This window comes from Pikeienuella sp. (genome assembly GCF_046290545.1).
GTDB lineage: Bacteria > Pseudomonadota > Alphaproteobacteria > Rhodobacterales > Rhodobacteraceae > Pikeienuella.
On the sequence record NZ_JBKAGV010000017.1, the window covers coordinates 837,181 to 862,127 of the forward strand.

A 24,947-nucleotide genomic window follows, 5' to 3' on the forward strand; every position below is an offset into this window, starting at 1 on the left:
CCGGCAAACCGTCGCACACCTTTCAGGCGAACAGGGAGGCGCGGATGGCGGAGACGGCGCTCATCATCATCGACGTGCAGAACGATTTCTGCCCGGGCGGCGCGCTGGCCGTGGGGGAGGGGGACGAGACGGTTTCCGCCGCCAATGCCCTCGCCGCGCGCTTCCCCCTTCGCGTGCTGACGCAGGACTGGCACCCGGCGGACCATTTCTCCTTCGTCGACGCCCACCCCGGCGCGATCCCCTTTTCCGAGATCGAGGCGCCCTACGGGCGGCAGACGCTCTGGCCCCGCCATTGCGTGCAGGGGAGCCACGGCGCGGCCTTCCACTACGGCTTGCGGCAGGACGCCGACCTCATCATCCGCAAGGGCTTCCGCCGCGAGATCGACAGCTATTCCGCCTTCTTCGAGAACGACCGGGAGACGCCAACCGGGCTTTCCGGCTATCTCCGCGAGCGCGGCCTCTCCCGCCTCGTGCTCTGCGGGCTCGCGCTCGACTTCTGCGTGAAGTTCTCCGCGCTCGACGGGGCTCGGCTCGGCTTCGACGTGACTGTGGCGGAGGACGCCTGCCGCGCGATCGACCTCAACGGTTCGGCGGAGGCGGCGCGGGTGGAGATGCGGGGCGCGGGCGTGCGGCTGAAGCCGATGGCGGAGATCTCCTGATGGTCGATATCGCCAAGCGGGTCTATGACCACAACTGGAAGTTCGACACCATCGTCCGCTCCCTGCTGGACACGGATTTCTACAAGATCCTGATGGCGCAGACCGTCTTCCGCCGGCACCGCGACGTGAAGGTGGAGTTCTCCCTCATCAACCGCTCCCCCGCCGTGCCGATGGCGCGGCTGATCGACGAGGGGGAGCTGCGCGAGCAGCTCGACCATATCCGCTCCCTCTCCCTCAGCCGGGGGGAGAGCACATGGCTCCGCGGCAACACCTTCTACGGCAAACGCTGGATGTTCGGGCCGGACTTCATGGAATGGTTCGAGGGCCTGCGCCTGCCACCCTATCACCTCGAGCGGCGGGGGGACCAGTACGAGCTGACCTTCGAGGGCGCCTGGCCCGAAGTGATGATGTGGGAGGTGCCCGCCCTCGCCGTCCTGATGGAGCTGCGCGGCCGCGCGGTGCTGAAGGGGATGGGGCAGTTCGAGCTTCAGGTGCTTTACGCCCGCGCCATGGCCCGGCTCTGGGAGAAGATCGAGCGGCTGCGCCCGCTCGAACGCCTCGCCATCGCCGATTTCGGCACGCGGCGGCGGCATTCCTTCCTTTGGCAGGACTGGTGCGTGCAGGCGATGCTGGAAGGGCTCGGCCCCCGCTTCACTGGCACCTCCAACTGCCTGATCGCGATGCGGCGGGAGGTGGAGGCGATCGGCACCAACGCGCATGAACTGCCGATGGTCTACGCCGCCCTCGCCGGGAGGGACGGGGACGACGCCGCGCTCGCCGCCGCGCCCTACCGCGTGCTGGACGACTGGCGGAAGGATTATGACGGGAATCTCCTCATCGTCCTGCCGGACACCTTCTCCTCCGCCGCCTTCTTCGCCCGCGCGCCGGAATGGCTGGCGGGATGGACGGGCGTTCGGATCGACAGCGGGGACCCGTTCGCCGCGGCGGAGGCGGTGATCGAGTGGTGGCGGGCGCACGGGCAGAACCCGAAGGAGAAGCGCATCATCTTCTCTGACGGGCTCGACGTGGACCTGATCGGCCGGCTCCACGCCGCCTTCGCCCATCGCGTGACGCTCTCCTTCGGCTGGGGCACGCTGCTGACCAACGATTTCCGCGGGCTGGCGGGGGATGCGCTCGCCCCTTTCTCGCTCGTCTGCAAGGCCGTGGGCGCGGAAGGTCTGCCGACGGTGAAGCTCTCCGACAATCCTGTGAAGGCGACGGGCGAGCCCGCGGAGGTGGAGCGCTATCGCCGCGTCTTCGGCGTCGGCGCCCAGCGGCCGATGGCGGTGACGGTCTGACGAAAAAAAGCGCGGCCCCGTGGGGCGCGCGCGAGTCGAACGGTCTTCGAGGGACAGTGTGGAGATCATGCCCGGGCGATGCGGCGCCCGCCGGGCGCGATTGTGGCGGAAGAAAGGCGAAATCGCTTCAACCGGGGGGAGAGCTCCCTGACAACGGAAAGGCGATTTAGTGAAGCCTAACAAGGAGGAAAACAACTGCCGGGAGTTTTGCCCTCTTTTTGCAACCTGGGTCTATCTCATTGAAATTAAGTAAAAATTAAGCGATATCTTTAGTGGGTGGGATCTGACGTGTTCGTGCGTGCGTTAAGTTCATGCAACAATGTGGGAGCCCCATGATGATCAGAGTATCGACAAGCCTCGCCGCGGCGCTTTTCGCCGCAGGGGCGTTCGCGCCGCCGGCCTCGGCGGCTCCGCTCACCTTCTATGACGACGCCGCCCTCGAAACCGGCGCGCAGTTCACGCTGGATTGCGCAGGATGCGAGGCCTTGATCGCGGAGTTCGGCGTATACGACCCCGTCAAGGGGCAGATGTTCACCGTCTCGCCGCCGAACGACGCGAACGAGGCGGCCTTCGTCAGCGCAAACACCCTTCCGTTGGAGACCTTCGTCGGCGCGGACAAGACGGACATGGGCGGCGTCGAGAGCGTGACCTTCAGTTCGATGGCGGCCTATATCCTGTTCAAGATCGGCGGCGGCCAGGACATGTCCGTCGCGCTGATCCGGAACATTTCCGGCGGGGAGATCGACATCACGTTCACGAAGCTCGCCGGAAGCAACGGCCTGAGCCACATCAACGAGTTCGGAACGTCCACGGCAGTCCCCCTCCCGGCGGCTGGCTGGCTCCTCCTCACCGGCCTCGCAGGGCTCGGCTTCGCCGCGAAGCGGCGGCGGGCGGCCTGAGGCCCGGCGAGCGGATGTTGAAGCGGCCCCGCCTCGGCGGGGCTGTTTTCGTTTCGGGGGCGGGCAGGCGGCCCGGTTGCAACGGGTCGCGACTCTTTCGCGCGCGGCGCGGCCTGTCCAAGTTCCGCCGCAATCGACCTGTATCAAACAAATTGCCGCGTGTTGAATGTTTCCGTGGCGCGCGCGGGCCCGCTGCGGCCCGCTTGTGGGACAGAACAATCATGCCCTCCTCGCGGTTCGTCGTGCTGTGCGGCGTTGCGCTTTCGCTCGCTCTCGGGGTCGCCGGCGCGCGCGCCTCGACGCTTTCCTTCTACGATGACGCCACCGCGCCCTCCGGCCTGCGCTTCACGCTCGGCTGCGGGGCGGCGGCGGCGGACAGTTGCGCCGGCAAGGCGGTCGCGCTCAAGGGCGCGCCTGGCCTTTTCGACGCGACGACCGGCCAGATGTTCGATCTCGGCAATTCGGGCGACGCGACGGAGCTCGCCTTCGTCAACGCCAACCTGTTCTCCGGCGACGCGGCTCTGGCCGCGCATGGCGGGAAGGACGAGCTTGGCGTCGCCACCATCGTCACCAACGCGCTCTATGTTCTGGTGAAGACGGGCGGCGGGGGCACGGGCGATGCGGCCGCGCCGGCGACGACCGGCAAGAAGGACAAGAGCGCAAAGGCCCCGGACAAGACGAAGCTCGCCACGGCGATCATCCGCAACCTCACCGGCGGCTCCCTCACGCTGACCTTCGCCGCCGCGGCCAACGGAACCGGCCTCAGCCACTACAGCTTCTTCGGAACGGCGACGCCCGACCCGGTCGCGCAGGTTCCGCTCCCAGCGGCGGGCTGGCTCCTCCTCGCCGGCCTCGCCGGGCTCGGCTTCGCCGCGAAGCGGCGCCGGGCGGCCTGACGCCTTCGCGGCCCCGCCCCGGCGGGGCCGCGCCTCAGCCGATCTCCTCGGTCTTGGACGCCTCGCGCTCCTCATCCCTCAGCCGGTGCAGATGGGCGATGAAATAGCGCGTCGTCGCGCTGTCCACCGTCCGATGCGAGGCGGCCTTCCAGGCGTCGTAGGCCTTGGCGTAGTTTGGGAAGATCCCGACGATGTCGAGATTGTCCGGATTGGCGAATTCGGTCCGGCTGGCGTCCTTGAGCTCGCCCCCGAAGACGAGATGAAGGCGGACGGGCATGGCGGCGCTCCCTTGTTGCGGCGTCGCGCCTCTCTAGCGCGACCGCGACCCTCGGGGAAGCGTCGCGGGACTTCCGGGTTGTGCATCGCAGCAAAAACCCTACGCTCGGCTCCCTTCACGCGACGAGGGGAGAGGCGCGATGAATTTCGACTGGATCCGATTGCGAAACGAATGGGCGGGCGCCGGCTGGCCGGAGCTTCTCTCCGGCCTTGTCGTCGCGCTTGCGCTCATTCCGGAGGCCATCGCCTTCTCGATCATCGCGGGGGTGGACCCGAAGGTGGGGCTCTACGCCTCCTTCGCCATCGCGGTCGTCACCGCCATCGCGGGCGGGCGGCCGGGCATGATCTCCGCCGCGACGGCGGCGACGGCGGTGCTCTTCGTCGATCTCGTCAAGGATCACGGGCTGCAATATCTCCTCGCCGCCTCGATCCTCGCCGGGCTCCTGCAGATCTTCGCCGGCGCGCTCCGGCTCGGGCGGCTGATGCGCTTCGTCTCCCGCTCGGTGATGACGGGCTTCGTCAACGCCCTCGCGATCCTGATCTTCCTTGCGCAGGTTCCCGAGATGATCGGCGTTCCGGCCATCACCTATCCGCTGATCGCGGCGGGGCTCGCCATCCTCTATCTCCTGCCGATGCTGACGAAGAGCGTGCCCGCCCCGCTCGTCTGCATCGTGGCGATCACCGGGGCGGTGGCGCTCTTCGGCTGGGAGGTGCGGACGGTGGGGGACATGGGCGAGTTGCCCTCCACGCTCCCTGTGTTCCTGCTTCCGGACATTCCGCTGACGCTGGAGACGCTGCTCATCATCCTTCCCTATTCCGTCGCGGTTGCGGTGGTCGGCCTCCTCGAATCGCTGATGACGGCGAATATCGTGGACGACCTGACGGACACGAAATCCGACCGGAACCGCGAATGCGTTGGCCAGGGGCTCGCGAATATCGGCTCGGGCTTTCTCGGCGGCATGGCGGGCTGCGCGATGATCGGGCAGTCGGTCATCAACGTGCAGTCCGGCGGGCGGGGGCGGCTTTCCTGTTTCTTCGCGGGCGTCATGCTGCTCTTCATGATCATCGTTCTGGGCGATCTCGTCGCCTCGATCCCGATGGCGGCGCTCGTCGCGGTGATGATCATGGTCTCCGTCGGCACGTTCAGCTGGACCTCGCTGAAGAACCTGCGGGAGCATCCGGCCAGCTCCTCCATCGTCATGGTCGCCACGGTCGTCGTCGTCGTGGCGACGCACAACCTCGCCTGGGGCGTGCTGGTGGGCGTGCTGCTCTCCGGCATCTTCTTCGCCGCGAAGATCGCCCAGATCTTCAGCGTGAGCTCGACCCTGAGCGCGGACGGGCGGAGCCGGGTCTACAAGGTGGAGGGGCAGCTCTTCTACGCCTCGGCGGAGGAATTCCTCGACGCGTTCGACTTCCGCGAGGCGCTGGAGCATGTGACGATCGACATGAGCGACGCCCATATCTGGGACATTTCCAGCGTCGCCGCAGTGGACATGGCGGTCTTGAAGTTCAGGCGGGAGGGCGCGACGGTCGACCTCAAGGGGATGAACCGGGCGAGCGCCACCATCGTGGACAGGCTCGGCGTCCATGACAGGCCGGGGGCGCTCGGCAAGCTTCTGGAGCATTAGGGGAGGCTTCCGATGGCCCGCATTCTCGCCTGTGTCGACGGCTCCGCCTATGCGGAGAGCGTCGCCGACTGCGCCGCCTACGCGGCGAAGGGGCTTTCGGCGGATGTCGAATTGCTGCACGTCCTCGGCCGGCGCGACGCGCCCTCGCGCGATTTCAGCGGCCGGGTCGGCTTCGAGGGGCGCTCGCAGCTGCTGGAGCGGCTCTCCGCGCTGGACGAGGAGCGGTTCCGGCTGCTGCAGCAGAGCGGGCGGCTCGCGCTCGACGCGCTGCGCGAGAGGTTGGCGGCCGCCGGCGCGCCGAACGTCCACGCGACGCTCCGCACCGGCGACCTCCTCGAGGAGATCGCGGCGCGCGAAAGTGAGGCGGACCTGCTCGTGATCGGCAAGCGGGGCGAAGCCTCAGACTATGCGAGGCTGCATCTCGGCTCGAATCTCGAACGGGTGATCCGCGCCAGCACGTTGCCCGTGCTGGTGGCCGCCAAGAGCTTCCGCCCGGTAGAGCGCGCCGTGATCGCCTTCGACGGGCGTTCGGGCGCGCTGAAGGCGCTCGACGCCGTCTCCCGCTCCCCGCTCGCGCGCGGGGTCGCCTTCACGGTGGTCACCGCCGGCGAGCGGACGGGGGAGGCCCGGCGGATGCTGGAGAGCGCGCTCTCCCTCCTCCGCGCCGGCGGGCTGGAGGCGGAGGGCCGGATCGTGCCGGGCGAACCGGCGACGGTGATCGGCGCGGCGGTTGAAGAGACGGGCGCGGGCCTGCTGGTGATGGGCGCCTACGGCCATTCCCGGCTTCGCAGCCTCGTCGTCGGGAGCGTGACGGCCGAGCTGATCAACGGCTGCCGCGTGCCGGCGCTGGTCCACCGGTGAGATGCGGAGGCGTGAGCCCGGTTTCCAATCATGTAATCATATCAATGCAATGAGTGTGCTGCACGCCGTGTGCGGCCCTCACGCCGCCGGCTTCAGCCGCGCGAGAATGTCGGCATGGAGCGCAGCCGGGCCGACCACGACGCCCGGCATTCGCGGCTCGGCGGCGTTGTAGCGCCAGGCGCCGCCCTTCGCGGTGGAGACGGTCGCGCCCGCCTCCGCTGCGATAAGCTCTCCCGCCGCCACGTCCCATTCCCAGGCGGGGCGGAGCGTGAAGGCGAGGTCGAACCTTCCGGAGGCGACGAGGCAGTGGCGGTAGACGAGCGAGTTGCGGAACTCCCGCCTGACCGGCGGCGCCCCGCCCGGCCATGAGGAGGGGACGACCTGCGCCCGCCCGGCGAGCGCGGAGGCGCCGTCGATCTCGATGCGGGAGGAGACTGCCAGCCGCTCCCCGTCCCGGAAAGCGCCGCCGCCCTTCACGGCCCAGAACATCTCGTCCCGGATCGGGAAATAGGCCGCCGCGGCCACGATCTCCCCCGCCTCCGCCACGGCGAGGGCGTGGCAGAACGTGTCCTCCCCCCGCATGAAGGAGCGGGTGCCGTCGATCGGGTCCACGATGAACACCCGCTCATGCGAGAGCCGGGCCGCATTGTCCTCCGTCTCCTCCGAGAGCCAGCCATAGCCGGGCCGCGCGGCGAGGAGGCGGGAGCGGAGCATGGCGTCGATCTCGAGATCGGCGGCGGTGACCGGCCCGGCGCCGCCCTCCTTCTCCCAGGTCAGGACATCCTTGCGGTGATGCCGCCGCGCGATCTCCCCCGCCGCGCGGGCGTGATCGAGGAGGAGCGGGAGGTCGCCCTCAGCCGGAGGCAATGGTGAGCCCTTCGACAAGGAGGCTCGGCGCGATGACGCCCCGCGTCCGGTCCGCATCGTTCGCGGCGCGCATCCGGAGAAGGAAGTCGGGGAGCGAGCCGGCGATGGTCAGCTCGTTCACCGGCCAGGCGATCTCCCCGCCCTCCACCCAGTAGCCCGCCGCGCCGCGGCTGTAGGCGCCCGTGGTGGCGGAGATCGAGGATCCGATCATCGAGGTGACGATCAAGCCCTCACCCATCGCGCGGATCAGCGCCTCCGCCGTCTCCTCGCCCTCGCTCAGCTCCAGCGTGGAGGTCCCCGGCGAGGGCGGGCCGCCGACGCCGCGCCGCGCGCCGCCCGGCGCGGGGAGGCCGAGCCGGCGCGCGGTGGCGCTGTCCAGCGTCCAGCCCGCCAACACGCCGTCATCGACCAGACGCCGCGCGGAAAGCGCCATCCCCTCCCCGTCGAACGGGCGGGAGCCGGCGGCGCGGCGGCGATGCGGGTCGTCGGTGATGGTGAAGCCGGGGGGCAGGACGCGCTCCCCCATCCTGTCCTTCAGCCAGCTCGCGCCGCGGGCGACGGCGGAGCCGTTGATCGCGCCGAGGACATGGCCGACGAGCGAGCCGGAGACGCGCCGGTCGAAGAGCACGGGATAGGCCCCGGTCTTCGCCCGACGCGGTTTGAGCCGCGCGGCGGCGCGGGCGCCCGCCGTCGCGCCGATCTCGGAAGGGGGCGGCAGGTCCGCGAAATGGGTGCGGGAGGCGTATTCGTAATCCGTCTCCATCCCAAGGCCCTCGCCCGCCACGGCGGAGACGGAGAGCGAGGCGCCGGTGCGGGCATAGGCGCCGGAGAAGCCGTTGGTCGCGGCGAAGGCGATGTCGGACCGGCGCCAGCCCGCGCCCGCGCTCTCCGCCTGCGCGACGCCGGCGACGGCGAGCGCCGCCGCCTCCGCCTCCGCCGCCATCGCCTTCAGCGTGGCGGGAAGGGGAGGCTCCGCATGGTCCTCGATGTCGAGGTCGGGAAGGCGGGAAAGATCCGCCAGCCCCCCATCCGGCAGGCCGCAATACGGATCCTCCGGCGCGGCGCGGGCCATGGCGACGGCGCGGGCGGCGACCTCCTCCAGCGCCGCAGGCGAGGGATCGGAGGCGGAGACGCAGGCCTGGCGCCGGCCGACAAGGGCGCGGAGGCCGTAGTCGAGACTCTCCGCGCTTTCCGCCTCCTCCAGCGCGCCGCCGCGCACCGAGACGGAGACGTCGCGCGAGGAGACGGCGAGCGCGTCCGCCGCATCCGCCCCGGCGCGGCGCGCGGCCTCGATCAGCCTCCGGGCGAGCTCCGCGCCAGTCACAGCAGGCGCGCCAGGGAGTGCGCCACGAGGCCGAGCGCAAGGAGCGAGATCGTGAGCAGCGTCGCCGCCATCCCGACAAGCCGGAAGAGCCCCGGCCCGCCCGCCGCGAAATGCAGGCCGTGGAGGAGCCGCCCGAGCGTGAGCGCGAGCCCCGCCGCATGGATCGCCACGGACGGCGCGCCTGTCATCTCCGTGAGCGCGAGGAGGATGAGGGCGATCGGCATCGTCTCCGCCGCGTTGGCGTGGCCGCGAATCACGCGCTCCATGTCCCTGTTCCCGCCATCGCCGAGGCTCAGCTTGAGCGCCCCGCGCCGGCGGATCACCGCGACGGTCAGCCAGAGCAGGATGAGCGCGTTGAGCCCCGCATAGAGAGCGGAGAGAAGCGGCGGCGTCATGGATCGTCTCCCGAATGGTCGCGCGCAACCTAGGGCGCCCCGCGCGCGGCGCAAGTGCGCCGGGATTCCACGGGGCGATTGACAAGTCAGAGTGTTTCACTAAGGTATTCAAAGCCACCCTGACCGGCGAAGGCCGCCGCCCCCCGGGGGAGCCCGAATCGAAAGAGGAAAGGACCCTCCGATGAACCGAGACGAGACGAAGGCGCCGCCGCCCGACCGGCGCGAACTTCTCAACCCCGAAACGGGAGCCGAGCTTGCGCAGGATTTCGGCCTTGAGCGGCTGATGGACCTGCTCCGCCCCCACAGCCCGGCGGGAGAGGCGCGATGAACCAGATGACCCTTCCCCGCAGCTACGCCCCCGTCTCCCCCGACGCGCATCCGGGCGACCCTGTGCATGACGCCGAGACGCTGACCGAAGGCGGGCAGCGGGCCGTGATCCGGCTCGGCGACCAGGCCTATCTCCTCCGCATCACGCGGCAGGGGAAGCTTCTGCTCACGAAATGAGGGCCTGATGATCCTCTGTTCCTGCACCGGGATCACGGACCGGGAGGTGCGCGCCGCCGTCGCGTGGATGCGCGCCTCCGACCCGGATACTGTGGTTACTCCCGGTAAGGTCTATCGCGCGCTCGGGCGGCGGCCCGATTGCGGCGGCTGCATCGGCCTGTTCGTGACGACGATGCGCGACGAGCTGAAATCGACCATACCGACCGAATTGCGGGGCCTCCGCAACGGCAGGAATGAAAGGAAAGTGCATGAAGGGCGACCCGAAGGTCATTGAATATCTCAACCGCGCGCTCCGCTCCGAACTGACGGCGATCAACCAGTACTGGCTCCATTACCGGCTCCAGGCTGATTGGGGCGTCGGCAAGCTGGCGAAGAAGAGCCGTGAGGAAAGCGTGGAGGAGATGCACCACGCGGACAAGCTGATGGACCGGATCATCTTTCTCGAGGGCCATCCGAACCTCCAGTCGCTCGATCCGCTCCGGATCGGCGAGACGGTGAAGGAGACGCTGGAATGCGACCTCGCCGCCGAGCATGACGCGCACGCGCTCTACAAGGAGGCGCGGGCCTATTGCGAGAAGGTGGGCGACTATGTCTCCAAGGGGCTCTTCGAGGAACTGCTGGCGGATGAGGAGCACCATATCGACTTCATCGAGACTCAGCTCGACCTGATCGCGAAGATGGGCGAGGAGAAGTATCATCTCCTTAACGCCGACAGCGCGGATACGCCCGAGGCCTGAGGCTCAGCGTCCGGCGCGGAGGCGAGCCGTTTCCGCCTCGTCGATCTCTCCGCCCGGCGCGGCGACGCCGAAGAGTCGGGCGGCTTCCTCCAACGTGTAGCGGCCGAGTCGCACATCCTCGGCCACAAGCGCCGGGTCTCTGGCGAAGGGGTCGCCATACCCCCCGCCGCCGGGCGTGCGGACGCGCACACGGTCCCCGGGCGTGAGGGGAATGTCCTGCGCCTTCGAGAGATGGGGGGGCGTAAAGGGCTCCCCGCCCCGCGTCACGCGCACTTCGTTAGGCGCGCCGGCTTCCCCGCCCCGCACGCCGGGCGGGCCGGCGCGGCCATGGTCCATCACGAAGCTCGCGCGCGCCTCCCCGCGCAAGAGCTCCACCTCGTAGTCGAGCCCGAAGCCGCCGCGCCGCGCCCCCGCGCCGCCGGAGCCTTCGCGGAGGGCGTAGCGGCGGTAGAGGACGGGGAAATTCTGCTCCATGATCTCCACGGGCGGCGCCTTGGATATGCCGATGGTGGAGCAGCCGTTGGCGAGCCCGTCCCCCACCGCGGAGCCGCCATAGCCGCCGCCGGAAATCTGGTACATCACGAAATCGCGGCCCCTTTCCGGGTCGCTTCCTCCGAGGGCGAAGTTGCCGGAGGTGCCGGCGGGCGCCGCCGTGACGCGCGCGGGGAGCGCATCGGCGAGGGCGAGGAACACCGCCTCCGCGATGCGCTGGCTGACCTCCGCCGCACAGCCGGAGACGGGGCGGGGATAGCGGGCGTCGAGGAACGTCCCCTCTGGCCGGATCACCTCCACCGGCGCGAAGGCCCCGGCGTTCAGCGGCGCTTCGGGGAAGATGTGCCGCACGGCGAGATGGACGGAGGAGAGCGTGGTGGCCCAGACCGAGTTCATCGGCCCGCGGCAGGGCGGGCTCGACCCCACGAAGTCGAAGACGAGCCGCCCCTCCGCCTTCACGATCCGGAGCCGGATGGCGAGGGGTTCGTCCACCACGCCGTCGCTGTCGATCCAGGCGACGGAGCGGTATTCGCCGTCCGGTATTTCGGCCAGCCTGGCGCGCATCTCCGCCTCCGCGCGGGCGCGAAGCTCCGCGATGGCGGCGCGGACGGTGTCGTCCCCGTAGCGGTCGAGCAGGGCGGCGAGGCGTTCCTCCCCGATGCGGAGCGCGGCCTCCTGCGCCTTCACGTCGCCGATCCGCTGGTCCGCCACGCGGATGTTGGAGGTGATGATGGAGTATATTTCCCGGTCCAGCACGCCCTTCTTGAAGAGCTTGACGGGCGGGAGCCGCAGCCCCTCTTGCTCCACGGCGGTGGCGGAGGCGGAGAAGCCGCCGGGCACGGCGCCGCCGATATCGGGCCAGTGCCCGGTATTGGAGAGCCAGCAGAAGATCTCCCCCTTTCGCCAGAAGGGCCGGGCGAAGCGCACGTCCATCAGATGCGTGCCGCCGAGATAGGGGTCGTTCATCGCATAGGTGTCGCCCGGCTCCGGCGGCGCGACCTCTCCCGCCTCGATCATCGCGATGAGGCTCCGCGTCGATTCCTGCATCACGCCGACGAAGACGGGGAGGCCGCCGAGCCCCTGCGCGATCAGCGCGCCGTCCGCAGCGTCATAGATCCCGTCCGACCGGTCGTCCGCCTCCGCGATGACCGGGGAGAAGGCGGCGCGGGAGAAGGCGAGGTCCATCTCGTCGCAGATCTGCTGGAGCCCGGCCTGGATGACGGTGAGGGTGATGGGATCGAGGCTCATGCCGCGACCTCGATGAAGATGTTTCCCAAAGCGTCCCCCGCCGCGCGGTCTCCGGGCTCGATCAGCACGGTCGAATCCATCTGGCCGATCACGGCAGGCCCTTCGAGGCGGAATTCGGCCGGGAGCCATTCGCGGCGATAGACCGGCGTTTCACGCCAGGTCCCGTCGAAGAAGACCGGGCGGCGGCCTGTCTCCGCCTCTTTCAGCGAGCTGCGCCGCCCCGCCGGGTCGATCAGGCGCGAGAGGTCGAGCGGGGGGCGGAGGCCGATCACCGAGGTGGAGAGCGAGACGAGGTTGACGCGGGCGCCGGTCAGCTCGATCCCGAACCGCGCGAGATAGGCGGCGGCGAAGCCCTCCCGCAGGGCGTCGAGCGACGGCTCCGGCCCCGCGAGCGGGACGGTCAGGACATGGGACTGCCCGGCGAACTGCATCTCCGCCGCGTGGACATGGCGGCGGGCGCGGATCGGCGCCCGCTCCCGCGCCAAGAGCGCCTCGCCCCGCGCCGCCTGCTCGGCGAGGACGGCGTGCGCCTCCGCGATCTCCAGCGCGTCGAGCGGGCGGTTCAGCGTCGCCGTGAAGTCGTGCCTTATGTCGGCGAGGGCGCAGCCGAGCGCGTTCGTCACGCCGGGGCGGGCGGGGACGAGGACGCGCGGGGCGCCCATCTCCTTCGCCAGCGCCGAGGCGTGAAGCGGCCCGGCGCCGCCGAAGGCGAAGAGCGCGAAATCGCGGGGATCGGCGCCGAGCGAGACGGAGACCATGCGGATCGCGCCGGCCATCTTCGCGTTGGCGACGCGGATCACCGCCGCCGCGGCGCCGGTTGCATCGAGCCCGAGGGGCGCGCCGATCTCGGCCTCGAAGATCGCGGCGACGCGGGAGACGGGGACGCCCCCTTCCACCGATTTCAGCCCCGCCGGATCGAGCCGGCCGAGGAGCAGGTTCGCGTCGGAGATCGTTGGCCGGTCGCCGCCGCGGCCGTAGCAGATCGGGCCCGGAACGGCGCCGGCGCTTTCCGGCCCGATCTCCAGCAACCCCGCCGCGCTGACGCGGGCGACGGAGCCGCCGCCGGCGCCGACCGTCCGCACGTCCACCATCGGCACATGGATCGGGAGCGCATAGTCGAGCTCGATCTCGGAGGAGAGGGCGGGCGCGGCGCCGCGGATGAGGGCGACGTCGGTGGAGGTTCCACCCATGTCGCAGGTGATGAGGTCGGGCGCCCCGGCCGCCTTCCCGATCGCGGCGGCGGCGATGACGCCGGAGGCGGGGCCGGACATGACCGTCTTCGCCGCCTCCCGCGCCACATGGGCGGCGGAGACCATCCCGCCATTGCCGTTCACCACCAGCACGTCCCCGGCGTAGCCGCGCACGGCGAGCGCGGCGCGGAGCGCCGCGAGGTAGCGTTCGAGCAGCGGGTGAACTGCGGCGCTGACTGCGGCGGTCACGCCGCGCTCGTATTCCCGGCTTTCGGAGAGAAGCTCGTGCCCGGCGATCACATAGGGGTTGGGCCAGAGCGCGGCGACGATCTCCGCAGCCCGTTTCTCATGCGCGGGGTTGGCGTAGGAATGGAGGAAGTGGATCACCGCCGCCTCGCAGCCCGCATCGAGCAGCCTCCGCGCCGCGGCCGCGACCGCCGCCTCGTCGAGCGGCGTGACGACGCGGCCCGAAGCGTCCATCCGTTCGGGGACTTCGAGGCGGAGGTCGCGGGGGATGATCGGGCGGTGCGTCCCGGTCATGCCGTAGGGGTTCGGGCGCGTGCGGCGGCCGAGTTCCAGCACGTCGCGGAAGCCCATCGTCGTGATGAGGCCGGTGCGGGCGAAGCGACGCTCCAGCACCGCGTTCGTCGTCGCCGTCGTGCCGTGGACGATGAGGTCGATCTCCGGCCCCGCCGCCCCCGCCTCGTCCAGCGCGGCGAGGACGCCGCCGGACTGGTTCTCCGCCGTCGTCGGCGTCTTGGCGAGGCGGAGCGCGCCCGTCTCCGCATCGATCAGGACGAGATCGGTGAAGGTGCCGCCCACATCGACGCCGACGAGGGAGCCCAATCTACTTTCCCTTCGGGTAGGGCACGCCGATATCCCGCGGCGGCGTCGCCTTGCCGATGAAGCCGGCGAGGAGGACGACGGTGAGGATATAGGGGAGCGCGATCATCAGGTCGGTCGGCGCCGCGCCGATGAAGGGAATCTCCCGCCCCTGAAGCCGGTCCGCCGCCGCGCCGAGGAAGCCGAAGAGGAGGCAGGCGAAGAGGGTGGGCACGGGCCGCCACTTGCCGAAGATCACCGCGGCGAGGGCGATGTAGCCCTTGCCGGCCGACATTTCCCGCCCGAACTCGCCGCCATGGGCGATGGAGAGATAGGCGCCGGCGAGGCCGCAGAAGACGCCCGCGAGCAGCACCGCCTTGTAGCGCATGAGGTGGACGGAGATGCCCGCGCTGTCCACCGCCTCCGGGCTCTCCCCCACCGCCCGGAGGCGGAGGCCGAAGCGGGTTCGGTAGAGGAGGAAGGCCGTCAGCGGCACGGCGAGGAGCGCGACATAGACGAGGATGCGGTGGCCGGAGAGGATTTCGGAATAGAGGTCCCCGATCACGGGCAGGCCCGAAAGCGTCTCCGCCAGCGGCAGGTCGATGACGGGGAGCCGCTCCTCCGCCGTCAGCGAGGGCGTCGCGCCCCCTCGCCGGAAGAGCGCGATGCCGATGGTGACGGTGAGCGCGGAGGCGAGGATGTTGATGGCGAGGCCGGAGATCACCTGGTTGCCGCGCGCCGTGATGCAGGCGAAGCCGTGGAGCGCGGCGAGCAGCACCGCCGTCATCACCGCCGCCATCAGGCCCGCCCAGGGCGAGCCGGTCAGATGCGCGACGGCGGCGGCGGAGAAGGCGCCGGCGAGCATCTTCCCCTCGAGCCCGATGTCGATGACGCCGGAGCGCTCCGAGAGGATGCCCGCCATGCCGCAGAGGATGAGCGGGGTCGCGACGCGCAGCGTGGCGTCGAGCGTCAGCACCAGCTGGAAGAGAAAGTCGCTCACGCCGGCGCCCCCTTCTTCGCCGCGAAGGGGGCGATGAGCCGGGCGACCATCGGCGCGAAGAGATAGGCGAGCGCGCCGGAGAAGAGGATTATGAGCCCCTGGACGACCTGCACCGTCTCCCGCGTGATGGTCTGGAATTCGAAGTCGAGCTCGGTGCCGCCCTGCGTCAGCGCGCCGAAGAGGAGCGCGGCGAGGATGATGCCGACCGGATGGTTCCGCCCCATCAGCGCCACCGCGATCCCCGTGAAGCCGTAGCCGCCGGTGAAATTGAGGACGAGCTTGTGCGGCTCCCCGAGCACGGCGTTGGAGGCCATCAGCCCCGCGAGCCCGCCGGAGAGGAGGAGGGCGAGCACGGTGATGCGCACCGTGTTCATGCCGGCGTATTCCGCTGCGCCCGGGCTCGCGCCCATCGCCCGGAGCGCATAGCCGAAGCGCGTGCGCCAGATGATGAACCAGACGAGCGCGGCGACGGCGAGGGCGATGAGGAGCGAGAGATTGAGCGGGGAGCGCGGCACGACGAGCCCGAGCGCGCCCAGCATCTCGTGCATGTAGGGCATCTGCGCCGCCTCGGCGAAGGGCCGCGTCTCCGGCGCGCCCTGCCCGTCCCGCATCAGGGGGCCGGCGAGGAGCCAGACCATCAGCGAGGCGGCGATGAAGTTGAACATGATCGTCGTGATGACGATGTGGCTCCCCCGCTTCGCCTGAAGCCAGCCGGGAATGAAGGCCCAGGCGGCGCCGAAAAGCGCGGAGAAGATCACCGCGAAGGGGATGAGGAGGAGGCCCGGCAGGAAGCTGTCCGCCATCAGCACGGCGACGCCCGCGCCGAGCCCGCCGAGATAGGCCTGCCCCTCCCCGCCGATGTTGAACATCGCGGCGTGGAAGGCGACGGCGACTGCGAGGCCGGTGAAGATGAAGTTTGTCGTGTAGTAGAGCGTGTAGCCGAGGCCGTTCGTCGTCAGGAACGCGCCCTGGAAAAGGACGGCCATGGCGCGGAACGGGTCTTCCCCGATCGCCGCGATGATGAGACCGGAGACGACGAGCGCGGCGAGGATGTTGAGGAGCGGCAGGAGGCCGATATCGGCCCAGGCCGGCAGGGGTGTATGGTTCACGCGGCTTTCCCCTCCGCCGTCACGCCCGCCATCATCAGGCCGAGGCTGCGCTCGTCGGCGTCCTTGCGGTCGATCAGGCCGGTTTGCTCCCCGTTCGACATGACGAGGATGCGGTCCGCGAGGCTCAGGACCTCTTCAAGCTCGACCGAGACGAGGAGGATGGCGCAGCCCGCCGCCTTCAGGCGCATCAGGCGCTGGTAGATGAATTCGATGGCGCCGATGTCGACGCCGCGGGTCGGCTGGCCGACGAGGAGCACTTTCGGCGCGGCGTCGATCTCCCGCGCCAGCACGAGCTTCTGCTGGTTGCCGCCGGAATATTGCGCGGCGCGGAGCTTCGCCGTGGGCGGGCGCACGTCGAATTCCGCGACATGGCGGGCGGCCCGGGCGGCGATGTGCGCCTTGTCGATGGCGAAGCCGGCGCCCGCCGCCGCCCCGTCCTGAAAGCCGAGGATGCAGTTCTCCTCCCCGTCGAAGGGCAGGATGAGGCCGCGGTGGTGCCGGTCCTCCGGCACATGGGAGAGGCCGAGGGCCCGCATTTCGGCGGGGTTCCGCGGATGGTCGGCGTCGATGATCTCGTTGCCGATCTCGATCTTGCCCGCGCTCGGCGCGGCGATGCCGGCGAGGACGTCCAGCAGTTCGGATTGCCCGTTGCCGGAGACGCCGGCGACGGCGAGCAGTTCCCCGGCCCTGATCTCGAAATCGAGGCCCTTGAGCCGCTCCACCCCCTCCCGGTCGCGGTAGCGGAGGCCGGAGACGCGGAGCGCGGGGGGGCCGGGGGCGATGTCGGGCCGCTCGACATTCAGGAGGACCTTGCGGCCGACCATCAGCTCGGCCAGCTCCTCCCGGCTCGTCTCCGCCGTCGCGCGGTGCGCCACCATCTCGCCCCGGCGCATGACGGAGACCTGATCCGTGAGGGCCATGATCTCCTGAAGCTTGTGGGTGATGAGGAGGATCGTCACCCCCTCGTCCCGCAGCGCGCGGAGGATCTGGAAGAAGCCCTCCGTCTCCTGCGGGGTCAAGACGCCCGTGGGCTCGTCGAGGATGAGGATGCGGGCGCCGCCGCGGAGCGCCTTGACGATCTCCACCCGCTGCTGGAGGCCGACGGGCAGATCCTCCACCTTCGCGTCGGGATCGACGGCGAGGCCGTAATCCCTGCCCATCCGTTCGATCAGCGCGCGGGTGGCGGAGACGGAGGCTTTCAGCAGGAAATCCTTCTCCGCCCCGAGCATCACGTTCTCGAGCACGGTGAAGGGCGCGACGAGCATGAAGTGCTGATGCACCATCCCGATCCCGGACCGGATGGCGACAGCGGAGGAGGTGATCCTGACCGGCTCCCCGCCGATCAGGATGTCCCCCCGGTCCGCCTGATACATCCCGTAGAGGATGTTCATCAGCGTGGACTTGCCGGCCCCGTTCTCCCCGATGATCCCGTGGATGGAGCCGGCCTTCACCTGGAGATGAATGTCCCGGTTCGCGTGGACGGGCCCGAAGGACTTGTCGATCCCCCGGACCTCCAGCGCGAAGGCCGGCGCGCTTGCGTTCAAGCTCAGCTCACGGGGCAGGAATTGTTCGCGTAGTATTCCTCGACCTTGATCTCCCCGGAGATGATCTTGGCCTTCGCCTCCTCGACGGCGGCCTTGATCTCCGGCGTGATGAGCTCGGCGTTGTTCTCGTCCAGCGCCCAGTCCACGCCGCCTTCCGCCGCGCCGAGGACGCGCACGCCCGTCTCGAAATTCCCGGAAGCCGCGTCCTTGAACGTCTCGTAGGCGGCGACGTCCACCCGCTTCAGCATCGAGGTGAGGACGGAGCCGGGGGCCATGCCGTTCTGGTTCGAGTCGACGCCGATGGCGAGCTTGCCCGCGTCCGCCGCCGCGCGGATGACGCCGACGCCGGTGCCGCCCGCGGCGTGATAGACGATGTCCGCCCCGCGGTCGATCTGGCTCCGCGCCAGCTCCGCGCCCTTGGCCGGGTCGTTCCAGGCGGCGGGGGTGGAACCCGTCATGTTCTGGAAGACCTCGATGTTCGGGTTCGTCGCCTTCACGCCCTGCACATAGCCGCATGCGAAGTGGCGGATCAGCGGAATGTCCATTCCGCCGACGAAGCCGACCTTGCCCGTCTCCGACTTCAGCGCGGCGGCGACGCCGACGAGATAGGAGCCCTCATGCTCCTTGAAGCCGTATTGCCGGATGTTCGGCTGGTCGAGCCAGGTCACGTCGATGATGGAGAACTTCGTGTCGGGGAACTCGGCGGCGACCTTGGCGATGGCGTCCGCCTGCGCGAAGCCGACGCCGAGGACGATGGTCGCCCCGCGCTCGGCCATGCGGCGCATCGCCTGCTCGCGCTGCGTCTCCGAGGTCACCTCGAACTCCATCACCTCGATCCCGGTCTCGTCCGAGAACTTCTTGACGCCGTTGTAGACGCCCTCGTTGAAGGATTTGTCGAACTTGCCCCCCATGTCATAGATCACGGCGGGCTTGATCTCCGCGGCGTGCGCCGCGGCGGCTGCGCCGGCGGCGACGAGCGCGGCGGCGGCGAATTTCGTGAATTTCATCATCGTCTCCCTGTCTGCGGCCTCATGGGCGCGCGAAGATCATATGGGGACCATTCCGGGATTTGACCCGACAGTCAATTCCGGTCGCGCGGATCACGTCTGCGGGAACGACGGAGACGGCGCGGCGGCGCGCTGCTAGGGGTGAGGGGCCTCAGAGGAAACCGCTTCATGCTCATCCCACGCAAGCCGACGCCCGACCTTTCGCTGCCCCTGGCCGGCGGGGGGACCTTCACGCTTTCGGCAGAGACATCCCCGCGGGGGACGGTCGTCTGCTTCTACCGCGGCCTGCATTGCCCGCTCTGCGCGACCTATCTCGGCGAGCTTGCGAAGCTGACGCCGGAGTTCGAGGCGCGCGGGGTCGGCACGGTGGGCGTTTCCTCCGATACGGAGGAAAGGGCGGAGGCGATGGCGGCGAAGCTGCCCGCCCCGCTCCGCATCGCCTGCGGGCTGCCGCTGACGGAGGCGCGGGACTGGGGGCTCTACATCTCCACCTCGCGCGGGGTGACCTCGATCGGCGTGGAGGAGCCGGCGCTCTTCTCCGAGCCGGGGCTCTTCATGGTGGGGCCGGACCGGGCGCTCTATTATGGCGCGGTGCAGACGATGCCCTTCGTCCGCCCGCATTTCTCGGAACTGCTGAAGGCGCTCGATTTCGCGATAGAGAAGAACTATCCGGCGCGCGGGGAGTATGTGGGGGCGGTGTGAGGCGGCTCTCGAAGCGATGACCGATCTGGCGGAAACGCGGCGCGCTCCGAGGAGGCCGGCCGACTTGCGAACGGAGCGCGAAGAGCCGCGGCCTACCTCGGGTGGCCGCCTCGGAGCGTTTGGTTTCAGCGGTTTATGGCGTCAGGGCCTCGAACGCCTGCACGTCTTGCGCCGTCGCGATGCGGCCTCCCTGGCGGGAGGGAGGCCGCGGCCCGGTCTGGTCGACCGTGCCAAGGGGCGAACGGACCGCGCCGCGCTTCCGCCCGGCCGATCGAAGGCGGCCGGGCGCCGCTCTACCCTTTCAACCGCTTCGCCCGCATCGCGAGGAGCCGGAGCCGGAGCGCGTTGATCTTGATGAAGCCCTGCGCGTCCTTCTGGTCGTAGGCGCCGGAATCCTCCTCGAAGGTCACGTGCTGCTCGGAATAGAGCGAGCGGTCCGACCAGCGGCCGACGCAGGAGACGCGGCCCTTGTAGAGCTTGAGGCGGACCGTTCCCTGCACATGTTCCTGGCTGTGGTCGATCAGCGCCTGGAGCATCTCCCGCTCCGGCGAGAACCAGTAGCCGAAATAGATCAGCTCCGCATAGCGCGGCATCAGCTCGTCCTTCAGGTGGGCGGCGCCCCGATCCAGCGTGATCGATTCGATGGCGCGGTGGCCTTCGAGCATGATCGTGCCGCCCGGCGTCTCGTAGATCCCGCGGGACTTCATGCCGACATAGCGGCCCTCCACGAGGTCGAGCCGGCCGATGCCGTGCCTGCCGCCGAGCTCGTTGAGGCGGGTGAGCATGGCGGCGGGCGAGAGGGCCTCGCCGTTCAGGCTCACCGGGTCGCCGCGCTCATAGCCGATCTCGATGAGTTCGGGCTCGTCGGGCGCCTTCTCCGGATCGACGGTGCGCTGGTAGACGTAATCCGGCGCCTCCTCGGCCGGGTCTTCGAGCACCTTTCCCTCGGAGGAGGTGTGGAGGAGGTTGGCGTCCACCGAGAAGGGCGCCTCGCCGCGCTTGTCCTTCGGGACGGGGACCTGATGCGCCTCGGCCCATTGGATGAGCTTCGTGCGGCTCGTGAGGTCCCAGAGCCGCCAGGGCGCGATCACCTTGATGTCGGGCTCGAGCGCATAGGCGGAGAGCTCGAACCGCACCTGGTCGTTGCCCTTGCCGGTTGCGCCATGGGCGATGGCGTCGGCGCCCGAGGCGCGGGCGATCTCCACGAGGTGCTTGGAGATGAGCGGCCGGGCGATGGAGGTGCCGAGGAGGTAGAGCCCCTCATAGACGGCGTTGGCGCGGAACATCGGGAAGACGAAATCCCGCACGAATTCCTCGCGCACGTCGACGATGTGGATGTTCTCCTCCTTCACGCCGAGAAGACGCGCCTTCGCCCGCGCCGGCTCCAGCTCCTCCCCCTGGCCGAGATCGGCGGTGAAGGTGACAAGCTCGCAGCCGTATTCGTCCTGCAGCCATTTGAGGATGATCGAGGTGTCGAGCCCCCCGGAATAGGCGAGGACGACTTTCTTCGGGGCGTTCGGGGCGGGCATCTCTTCCTCCGGGCTGGACGCGCGGCGTTTATCGCGCGCCGGGCGGGGTTGCAATCGGCGCGGGGCGGGGGAAGCTGCCGGGGAGAGCGGGGAGGATGCGATGCGTGCGACGTTCGATTTCACGGGCGCGGAGGCGCTCGTCACCGGCGGGTCGGACGGGATCGGCCTCGCCATCGCCCGCGCCTTCCGGGAGGCCGGGGCGGCGGTGACGGTGACGGGGACGAAGGCGCGGGCGGAAGACTATCCGCAGGACCTTTCCGGCTTCCGCTATCTGCCGATGATCGCGGACGACGCGGCGAGCGTGGACGCCGTCGCCGCCGCCTTCCCGGCGCTCGACGTGCTGGTGAACAATGCGGGGACGGCGGTGCGCCCGCCCGAGGCGGCGACGCCGGTGGGCTTCGCGCGGAACATCGAGATCAACCTCAACGCGGTCTATCGGCTGACGGCGGGGCTGAAGCCCGCGCTCGCCGCGCGGAAGGGTTCGGTGGTGAATGTCGCATCGATGACGAGCTACATCGCGGCGCCGCTCATCCCCGGCTACGGCGCCTCCAAGACGGCGATTGTCTCGCTCACGAAGTCGCTCGCGGCGGCCTGGGCGCGGGACGGGATAAGGGTCAACGCCGTCGCGCCGGGCTGGATCGAGACGAAGCTGACGGCGACGCACCGGGAACGCGAGGCGGCGAACGCGGCGATCCTCGGGCGGACGCCGTTCGGGCGCTGGGGGAAGCCGGAGGAGATGGCGGGGCCCGTGCTCTTCCTCGCCTCCGGCGCGGCGGGGTTCGTCACCGGCGTCACCTTGCCGGTGGACGGCGGATACAGCAGCGCATGAGGGCGAGATGGGCTTCGATCTGATCCTGAAGGGCGGGCGGCTTTTCGACCCGGGCGCGGGGCTCGATAGGGTCGCCGATATCGGCTTCGCGGAGGGGAAGGTCGCGGAGATCGGCGACGGGCTTTCCGGCGGGCCGGAGCGGCGCGTGGAGGGTTTCCTTGTCACGCCCGGCCTCATCGACCTTCACACCCATGTCTATTGGCGCGGCGCCTCGCTCGGGATCGACCCGGACGCCTATTGCCGGGCGAGCGCGGCGACGACGCTGGTGGACGCCGGCTCGGCCGGGCCGGGGAACTTCGCCGGGTTCCGGGCGCATGTGATCGAGCGGGCCGAGGCCCGCATCCTCGCCTATCTTCATGTGTCGCATGCAGGCGTCTTCGCCTTCTCGAACCGGATCATGGTGGGCGAGAGCGAGGACATCAGGCTGATGGACCCGGTGACGGCCGCGGAGGTGGCGGAGGCGAACCGGGATGTGATCGTGGGGATCAAGGTGCGGCTGGGCCGGCACGCCTCGGGCGCGCAGGGGATGAACCCGTTCCACCATGCGCTCGACGCGGCGGAGCGGGCGGGGATGCCGCTCATGGTCCATATCGACGAGCCGCCGCCCTCCTATGCCGAGCTCTGCGAGGCGCTGCGGCCGGGGGATGTGCTGACGCATTGCTTCCGCCCCTTCCCCAACAGCCCGCTCGGGCCGGACGGAAAGCCGCGGCGGGAGGCGGTGGCGGCGCGGGCGCGGGGCGTGCTCTTCGACATCGGGCATGGCAAGGGATCGTTCGCGTTCGAGACGGCGCGGGCGATGCTGGCGGGCGGGTTTCCGCCCGACGTGATCTCGACCGACGTCCATGCGCTCTGCATCGACGGGCCAGCCTTCGACATGCAGACGACGATGTCGAAATTCCTCGCAATCGGCATGGGGCTCGACGAGGTCGTCCGCCGCTCCACGACGGAGCCCGCGCGGGCGATCCGGCGGCCCGATCTCGGCACGCTGGCGCCGGGCGCGGCGGGGGACGCGGCGGTGCTCTCGCTGGAGGCGGGGGCGTTCCCGCTGACGGACGTGACGGGCGAGACGGTGACGGCGGGGGAGCGGCTCTTCGTGCGGGGGACCGTGCTCGGCGGGCGCTGGCTCGACGCGCTGTGAACCGGGCGGAGTTCGACGCCTTCTGCGGGGGCATGAAGGGGGCGGCGCATGTGGTGCAGTGGGGCGGCTCCTCCGTCTGGAAGGTGGGCGGGAAGGTCTTCGCCATTCATGCGGACTGGGGGAAGCGCGGGGAGGGGGTTGTGCTCAAGCCCTCGGAGTTTCTCGGCGAGGTCTGGCGGGGGGCGGCGGGGGTTTCGCCGGCGCCGTATCTGGGGAAGAACGGCTGGCTCCTGATCGCGCCGGGGGCGATGGGGGCGGGGGAGTTGGGGGATCTGATCCGGGCGAGCCACGGGCTGGCGGCGGCGAAGCTGACGCGGAAGGTGAGGGAGGGGTTGGGGGTTTAGGGGGTGTTGTCGCCCTTCGGGCGGGATCCAGGGCGGGGCCGAGGGTTTGAGGCGGCTTCGTGCATGATGCCTATGGCGATTTCGTATTCGACGCGGAATTTCGCGAGGATGGATTGCGCCCAGACGAACGCGTCCCAACTGACGGCTGCGGCTTGGGCGAGGAGCGCGGCGCCGTGCTCATAGGCGAAATTGCCGATCACACCGCCGACGGCATCATCGACAATCTTAACCGCGACCGAACTCACAACGACGACCATCGCGTTTAACGCGAGAACGACCCTAGTCCCGGATAGCCTGTCATCCACGCCCGGGCGTAGGGTTTCGCGGGCCGTCTCCTGCACTACGAGGGCGAAAGGCGAGTCTTGTCTCTGAACCGCCTCCAGCATCCGCGTCTCGGCTTCGGTCTCTGCGGCAGAGCGTCGTTCGTCGCGGTCAGCCTTCTGCCGTTCGTTCAGCGTGCGGACGCCTTCATCGGCGAAGGTTACGCCGGGGACGGCGTTCAGGACCGCCTCCAGCGTCGTCACGGTTTCAGCGTCGAACCGATCCTCCCTTGCCTCCCGGTTGTCATAGACCCGGCGGAGCCTTTGGAAGGAGAGGTGGAGGCTGACCATGTTGAGGTCCGCCACTTCGCCCGCGCTCCGCTCCAGCAATATCGTGGCGAGGCGATAGAGATCGTCATGCCGGTTGCCCTTGCGGCGCAGCTCCTCCAGCAGGTCGCGGAGTTCGGCCAGGGCCGCCTCCGTCACCGGGTCGCTGGCGACGCTGCGGGCGCGGAAGGTGAAGCCCTGCTCCGACCAGACCAGCGGCAGGGCCGGGTCCTGCTCCGGCGGGATGGGCGCCCGCCCGATGGGCTGCGGCGGGCTGCCGTCCGGCGTGGCTTCGGGGGTGTAGGACTCCGGCCAGGGCGGGAGGGTTCGCAGATAAGCGAGGGTTTCGCGAGCGCGTTCCGGTGGGTCTTCGATCCGAGAAATTGCCGAGAGACGCGCGTCGCGCTCAGTGGCGCGGGTAAAGCGATAGAAAAGGCCATTTGTCGCGCCCGCGTCGCCTAGATGCGTTAGCCGTGCGACAGGGCGCAAGTCGATTACCTGTGTTCTATTGAAGTAAAGGCTCTGTAGGCTGGTTAATGCGGCAAGCGGAGCCAGGTCGCTAACTTGAGTGTTGTCAACGTCGAGTTTCAACAAGCCGGTCAGCCCCCCGAGCGGCGCGAGGCTACTGACACGTGTATTTTCAAGAATGAGCTCGCGCAGACCAGTCAACGCGGCGAGCGGCGCGAGATCGCTGACCCGCGTATTTTTGAGATTGAGTTCTTGCAGGCCCGTCAGCGCGGCGAGCGGCGCTAGGTCGCTGACCTGTGTGTCGTCGAGCCGTAGGCTCCGCAGGCCCGTCAGCGCGGCGAGCGGCGCTAGGTCGCTGACCTGTGTGCCGTCGAGCCGGAGGCTCCGCAGGCCCTTCAGCTCGGTCAGTTCCGGCAGAAGCCTTTCAAGCACGCCGAAAGGCTCGTTTCCATAGAAATCGCTGAGGTCGAGAGACAGATGCGTCCCGCCCGCCTTCGCGACGCGGGCGATTTTATTCTGCGCGGCCTGATAGGCTTTTTCCGCCTCGTTCATGGAACCGACCGACCCTCCGCGCCCGGACCGTCCGGCGACCCC

At 69.6% G+C, this 24,947-nt stretch carries 26 protein-coding genes; 14 read left to right on the forward strand and 12 right to left on the reverse strand.

What is annotated here, in order from left to right; all coding sequences use genetic code 11:
- The first annotated feature begins 44 nt into the window (after window positions 1–44).
- The 4 genes from pncA (at window position 45) to ACE37J_RS20505 (ending at window position 3,752) form a co-directional block, all read left to right on the forward strand.
- Window positions 45–659, forward strand: a complete 615-nt coding sequence (gene pncA, locus ACE37J_RS20490) for a bifunctional nicotinamidase/pyrazinamidase (RefSeq protein WP_409715180.1) — start codon at window positions 45–47, stop codon at window positions 657–659.
- Entirely contained in the window at window positions 659–1,957 is a 1,299-nt protein-coding gene (locus tag ACE37J_RS20495) for a nicotinate phosphoribosyltransferase (RefSeq protein ID WP_409715183.1), read from the forward strand. Before pncA ends, ACE37J_RS20495 begins: the two co-directional genes overlap by 1 nt.
- A 335-nt stretch (window positions 1,958–2,292) precedes the next feature.
- Window positions 2,293–2,856 (forward strand): VPLPA-CTERM sorting domain-containing protein, encoded by a 564-nt coding sequence (locus ACE37J_RS20500; protein WP_409715186.1) that lies wholly within the window; start codon window positions 2,293–2,295, stop codon window positions 2,854–2,856.
- A 221-nt stretch (window positions 2,857–3,077) separates the two neighbouring features.
- Window positions 3,078–3,752: a VPLPA-CTERM sorting domain-containing protein gene (locus tag ACE37J_RS20505; RefSeq protein WP_409715189.1), complete on the forward strand. Its 675-nt coding sequence runs from the start codon at window positions 3,078–3,080 to the stop codon at window positions 3,750–3,752.
- A gap of 34 nt (window positions 3,753–3,786) precedes the next feature.
- Here the strand turns inward: ACE37J_RS20505 and ACE37J_RS20510 are convergent, their stop codons facing one another.
- Window positions 3,787–4,029, reverse strand: coding sequence for a DUF4170 domain-containing protein (locus ACE37J_RS20510; RefSeq protein WP_409715192.1), 243 nt, complete (start codon window positions 4,027–4,029; stop codon window positions 3,787–3,789).
- Between the two features lie 139 nt (window positions 4,030–4,168).
- Here ACE37J_RS20510 and ACE37J_RS20515 point away from each other — a divergent pair, with 139 nt between their 5' ends.
- Window positions 4,169–5,656 (forward strand): SulP family inorganic anion transporter, encoded by a 1,488-nt coding sequence (locus ACE37J_RS20515; RefSeq protein ID WP_409715195.1) that lies wholly within the window; start codon window positions 4,169–4,171, stop codon window positions 5,654–5,656.
- 12 nt (window positions 5,657–5,668) lie between these two features.
- Window positions 5,669–6,517 (forward strand): universal stress protein, encoded by an 849-nt coding sequence (locus ACE37J_RS20520; RefSeq protein WP_409715198.1) that lies wholly within the window; start codon window positions 5,669–5,671, stop codon window positions 6,515–6,517.
- A 78-nt stretch (window positions 6,518–6,595) separates the two neighbouring features.
- Here ACE37J_RS20520 and ACE37J_RS20525 read toward each other — a convergent pair whose 3' ends face one another.
- The 3 genes from ACE37J_RS20525 to ACE37J_RS20535 are packed head-to-tail and all read right to left on the reverse strand — an operon-like array spanning window position 6,596 to window position 9,103.
- On the reverse strand, window positions 6,596–7,384 hold the full coding sequence (locus tag ACE37J_RS20525) for an inositol monophosphatase family protein (protein ID WP_409715201.1): 789 nt from the start codon (window positions 7,382–7,384) through the stop codon (window positions 6,596–6,598).
- Window positions 7,371–8,708, reverse strand: coding sequence for a TldD/PmbA family protein (locus ACE37J_RS20530; protein ID WP_409715204.1), 1,338 nt, complete (start codon window positions 8,706–8,708; stop codon window positions 7,371–7,373). The genes ACE37J_RS20525 and ACE37J_RS20530 overlap by 14 nt, the downstream gene beginning before the upstream one ends.
- On the reverse strand, window positions 8,705–9,103 hold the full coding sequence (locus ACE37J_RS20535) for an MAPEG family protein (protein ID WP_409715207.1): 399 nt from the start codon (window positions 9,101–9,103) through the stop codon (window positions 8,705–8,707). Before ACE37J_RS20535 ends, ACE37J_RS20530 begins: the two co-directional genes overlap by 4 nt.
- A gap of 181 nt (window positions 9,104–9,284) precedes the next feature.
- Between ACE37J_RS20535 and ACE37J_RS20540 the strand changes: the two genes are divergently transcribed.
- Genes ACE37J_RS20540 through bfr form a run of 4 tightly spaced genes read left to right on the forward strand, consistent with a single transcriptional unit; the run spans window position 9,285 to window position 10,344 of the window.
- On the forward strand, window positions 9,285–9,431 hold the full coding sequence (locus ACE37J_RS20540; protein WP_409715209.1) for a hypothetical protein: 147 nt from the start codon (window positions 9,285–9,287) through the stop codon (window positions 9,429–9,431).
- Window positions 9,428–9,607, forward strand: a complete 180-nt coding sequence (gene hemP, locus ACE37J_RS20545) for a hemin uptake protein HemP (protein ID WP_409715212.1) — start codon at window positions 9,428–9,430, stop codon at window positions 9,605–9,607. Before ACE37J_RS20540 ends, hemP begins: the two co-directional genes overlap by 4 nt.
- Before the next feature lie 7 nt (window positions 9,608–9,614).
- Window positions 9,615–9,881: a bacterioferritin-associated ferredoxin gene (locus ACE37J_RS20550; RefSeq protein WP_409715215.1), complete on the forward strand. Its 267-nt coding sequence runs from the start codon at window positions 9,615–9,617 to the stop codon at window positions 9,879–9,881.
- Window positions 9,856–10,344, forward strand: coding sequence for a bacterioferritin (bfr, locus tag ACE37J_RS20555; RefSeq protein WP_409715218.1), 489 nt, complete (start codon window positions 9,856–9,858; stop codon window positions 10,342–10,344). The genes ACE37J_RS20550 and bfr overlap by 26 nt, the downstream gene beginning before the upstream one ends.
- Window positions 10,345–10,347: 3 nt before the next feature.
- Here bfr and ACE37J_RS20560 read toward each other — a convergent pair whose 3' ends face one another.
- From ACE37J_RS20560 to ACE37J_RS20585, 6 genes are read right to left on the reverse strand one after another with little or no spacing between them, the layout of a single operon-like run.
- On the reverse strand, window positions 10,348–12,084 hold the full coding sequence (locus ACE37J_RS20560; RefSeq protein ID WP_409715221.1) for a hydantoinase B/oxoprolinase family protein: 1,737 nt from the start codon (window positions 12,082–12,084) through the stop codon (window positions 10,348–10,350).
- Window positions 12,081–14,120, reverse strand: coding sequence for a hydantoinase/oxoprolinase family protein (locus ACE37J_RS20565; protein ID WP_409715224.1), 2,040 nt, complete (start codon window positions 14,118–14,120; stop codon window positions 12,081–12,083). Before ACE37J_RS20565 ends, ACE37J_RS20560 begins: the two co-directional genes overlap by 4 nt.
- Window position 14,121: 1 nt before the next feature.
- Window positions 14,122–15,096, reverse strand: coding sequence for an ABC transporter permease (locus ACE37J_RS20570; RefSeq protein WP_409715228.1), 975 nt, complete (start codon window positions 15,094–15,096; stop codon window positions 14,122–14,124).
- On the reverse strand, window positions 15,093–16,205 hold the full coding sequence (locus ACE37J_RS20575) for an ABC transporter permease (protein WP_409715231.1): 1,113 nt from the start codon (window positions 16,203–16,205) through the stop codon (window positions 15,093–15,095). The genes ACE37J_RS20570 and ACE37J_RS20575 overlap by 4 nt, the downstream gene beginning before the upstream one ends.
- A complete protein-coding gene (locus ACE37J_RS20580) occupies window positions 16,202–17,755 on the reverse strand; it encodes an ABC transporter ATP-binding protein (protein ID WP_409715493.1) in 1,554 nt (517 codons plus the stop codon). The genes ACE37J_RS20575 and ACE37J_RS20580 overlap by 4 nt, the downstream gene beginning before the upstream one ends.
- On the reverse strand, window positions 17,752–18,756 hold the full coding sequence (locus ACE37J_RS20585; protein ID WP_409715234.1) for a BMP family protein: 1,005 nt from the start codon (window positions 18,754–18,756) through the stop codon (window positions 17,752–17,754). The genes ACE37J_RS20580 and ACE37J_RS20585 overlap by 4 nt, the downstream gene beginning before the upstream one ends.
- A 168-nt stretch (window positions 18,757–18,924) precedes the next feature.
- Between ACE37J_RS20585 and ACE37J_RS20590 the strand changes: the two genes are divergently transcribed.
- Window positions 18,925–19,458, forward strand: coding sequence for a peroxiredoxin-like family protein (locus tag ACE37J_RS20590; protein WP_409715237.1), 534 nt, complete (start codon window positions 18,925–18,927; stop codon window positions 19,456–19,458).
- Between the two features lie 293 nt (window positions 19,459–19,751).
- On the opposite strand, the gene ACE37J_RS20595 is transcribed toward ACE37J_RS20590, so the two are convergent.
- On the reverse strand, window positions 19,752–20,987 hold the full coding sequence (locus ACE37J_RS20595; protein WP_409715240.1) for an argininosuccinate synthase: 1,236 nt from the start codon (window positions 20,985–20,987) through the stop codon (window positions 19,752–19,754).
- Between the two features lie 100 nt (window positions 20,988–21,087).
- Here ACE37J_RS20595 and ACE37J_RS20600 point away from each other — a divergent pair, with 100 nt between their 5' ends.
- Genes ACE37J_RS20600 through ACE37J_RS20610 form a run of 3 tightly spaced genes read left to right on the forward strand, consistent with a single transcriptional unit; the run spans window position 21,088 to window position 23,298 of the window.
- On the forward strand, window positions 21,088–21,816 hold the full coding sequence (locus ACE37J_RS20600) for an SDR family NAD(P)-dependent oxidoreductase (RefSeq protein WP_409715243.1): 729 nt from the start codon (window positions 21,088–21,090) through the stop codon (window positions 21,814–21,816).
- Window positions 21,817–21,823: 7 nt separating this feature from the next.
- On the forward strand, window positions 21,824–22,954 hold the full coding sequence (locus ACE37J_RS20605; protein ID WP_409715246.1) for an amidohydrolase/deacetylase family metallohydrolase: 1,131 nt from the start codon (window positions 21,824–21,826) through the stop codon (window positions 22,952–22,954).
- Window positions 22,951–23,298 carry an MmcQ/YjbR family DNA-binding protein gene (locus ACE37J_RS20610; RefSeq protein WP_409715249.1) on the forward strand — a complete coding sequence of 116 codons (348 nt, stop codon included), beginning with the start codon at window positions 22,951–22,953 and terminating at the stop codon, window positions 23,296–23,298. The genes ACE37J_RS20605 and ACE37J_RS20610 overlap by 4 nt, the downstream gene beginning before the upstream one ends.
- Here ACE37J_RS20610 and ACE37J_RS20615 read toward each other — a convergent pair.
- The gene (locus tag ACE37J_RS20615; protein ID WP_409715252.1) at window positions 23,295–24,905 is read right to left on the reverse strand and encodes a leucine-rich repeat domain-containing protein; all 1,611 of its coding nucleotides are present in this window, start codon (window positions 24,903–24,905) and stop codon (window positions 23,295–23,297) included. The two genes, ACE37J_RS20610 and ACE37J_RS20615, sit on opposite strands and share 4 nt — an antisense overlap.
- Between the last annotated feature and the right edge of the window lie 42 nt (window positions 24,906–24,947).

Excerpts from the sequence above, each read along its gene's own strand:
- pncA (WP_409715180.1), top strand. The coding sequence starts at position 45 with ATGGCGGAGACGGCGCTCATCATCATCGACGTGCAGAACGATTTCTGC.
- ACE37J_RS20495 (WP_409715183.1), top strand. The coding sequence starts at position 659 with ATGGTCGATATCGCCAAGCGGGTCTATGACCACAACTGGAAGTTCGAC.
- ACE37J_RS20500 (WP_409715186.1), top strand. The coding sequence starts at position 2,293 with ATGATCAGAGTATCGACAAGCCTCGCCGCGGCGCTTTTCGCCGCAGGG.
- ACE37J_RS20505 (WP_409715189.1), top strand. The coding sequence starts at position 3,078 with ATGCCCTCCTCGCGGTTCGTCGTGCTGTGCGGCGTTGCGCTTTCGCTC.
- ACE37J_RS20510 (WP_409715192.1), bottom strand. The coding sequence starts at position 4,029 with ATGCCCGTCCGCCTTCATCTCGTCTTCGGGGGCGAGCTCAAGGACGCC.
- ACE37J_RS20515 (WP_409715195.1), top strand. The coding sequence starts at position 4,169 with ATGAATTTCGACTGGATCCGATTGCGAAACGAATGGGCGGGCGCCGGC.
- ACE37J_RS20520 (WP_409715198.1), top strand. The coding sequence starts at position 5,669 with ATGGCCCGCATTCTCGCCTGTGTCGACGGCTCCGCCTATGCGGAGAGC.
- ACE37J_RS20535 (WP_409715207.1), bottom strand. The coding sequence starts at position 9,103 with ATGACGCCGCCGCTTCTCTCCGCTCTCTATGCGGGGCTCAACGCGCTC.
- ACE37J_RS20540 (WP_409715209.1), top strand. The coding sequence starts at position 9,285 with ATGAACCGAGACGAGACGAAGGCGCCGCCGCCCGACCGGCGCGAACTT.
- hemP (WP_409715212.1), top strand. The coding sequence starts at position 9,428 with ATGAACCAGATGACCCTTCCCCGCAGCTACGCCCCCGTCTCCCCCGAC.
- ACE37J_RS20550 (WP_409715215.1), top strand. The coding sequence starts at position 9,615 with ATGATCCTCTGTTCCTGCACCGGGATCACGGACCGGGAGGTGCGCGCC.
- bfr (WP_409715218.1), top strand. The coding sequence starts at position 9,856 with ATGAAGGGCGACCCGAAGGTCATTGAATATCTCAACCGCGCGCTCCGC.
- ACE37J_RS20560 (WP_409715221.1), bottom strand. The coding sequence starts at position 12,084 with ATGAGCCTCGATCCCATCACCCTCACCGTCATCCAGGCCGGGCTCCAG.
- ACE37J_RS20585 (WP_409715234.1), bottom strand. The coding sequence starts at position 18,756 with ATGAAATTCACGAAATTCGCCGCCGCCGCGCTCGTCGCCGCCGGCGCA.
- ACE37J_RS20590 (WP_409715237.1), top strand. The coding sequence starts at position 18,925 with ATGCTCATCCCACGCAAGCCGACGCCCGACCTTTCGCTGCCCCTGGCC.
- ACE37J_RS20595 (WP_409715240.1), bottom strand. The coding sequence starts at position 20,987 with ATGCCCGCCCCGAACGCCCCGAAGAAAGTCGTCCTCGCCTATTCCGGG.
- ACE37J_RS20600 (WP_409715243.1), top strand. The coding sequence starts at position 21,088 with ATGCGTGCGACGTTCGATTTCACGGGCGCGGAGGCGCTCGTCACCGGC.
- ACE37J_RS20605 (WP_409715246.1), top strand. The coding sequence starts at position 21,824 with ATGGGCTTCGATCTGATCCTGAAGGGCGGGCGGCTTTTCGACCCGGGC.
- ACE37J_RS20615 (WP_409715252.1), bottom strand. The coding sequence starts at position 24,905 with ATGAACGAGGCGGAAAAAGCCTATCAGGCCGCGCAGAATAAAATCGCC.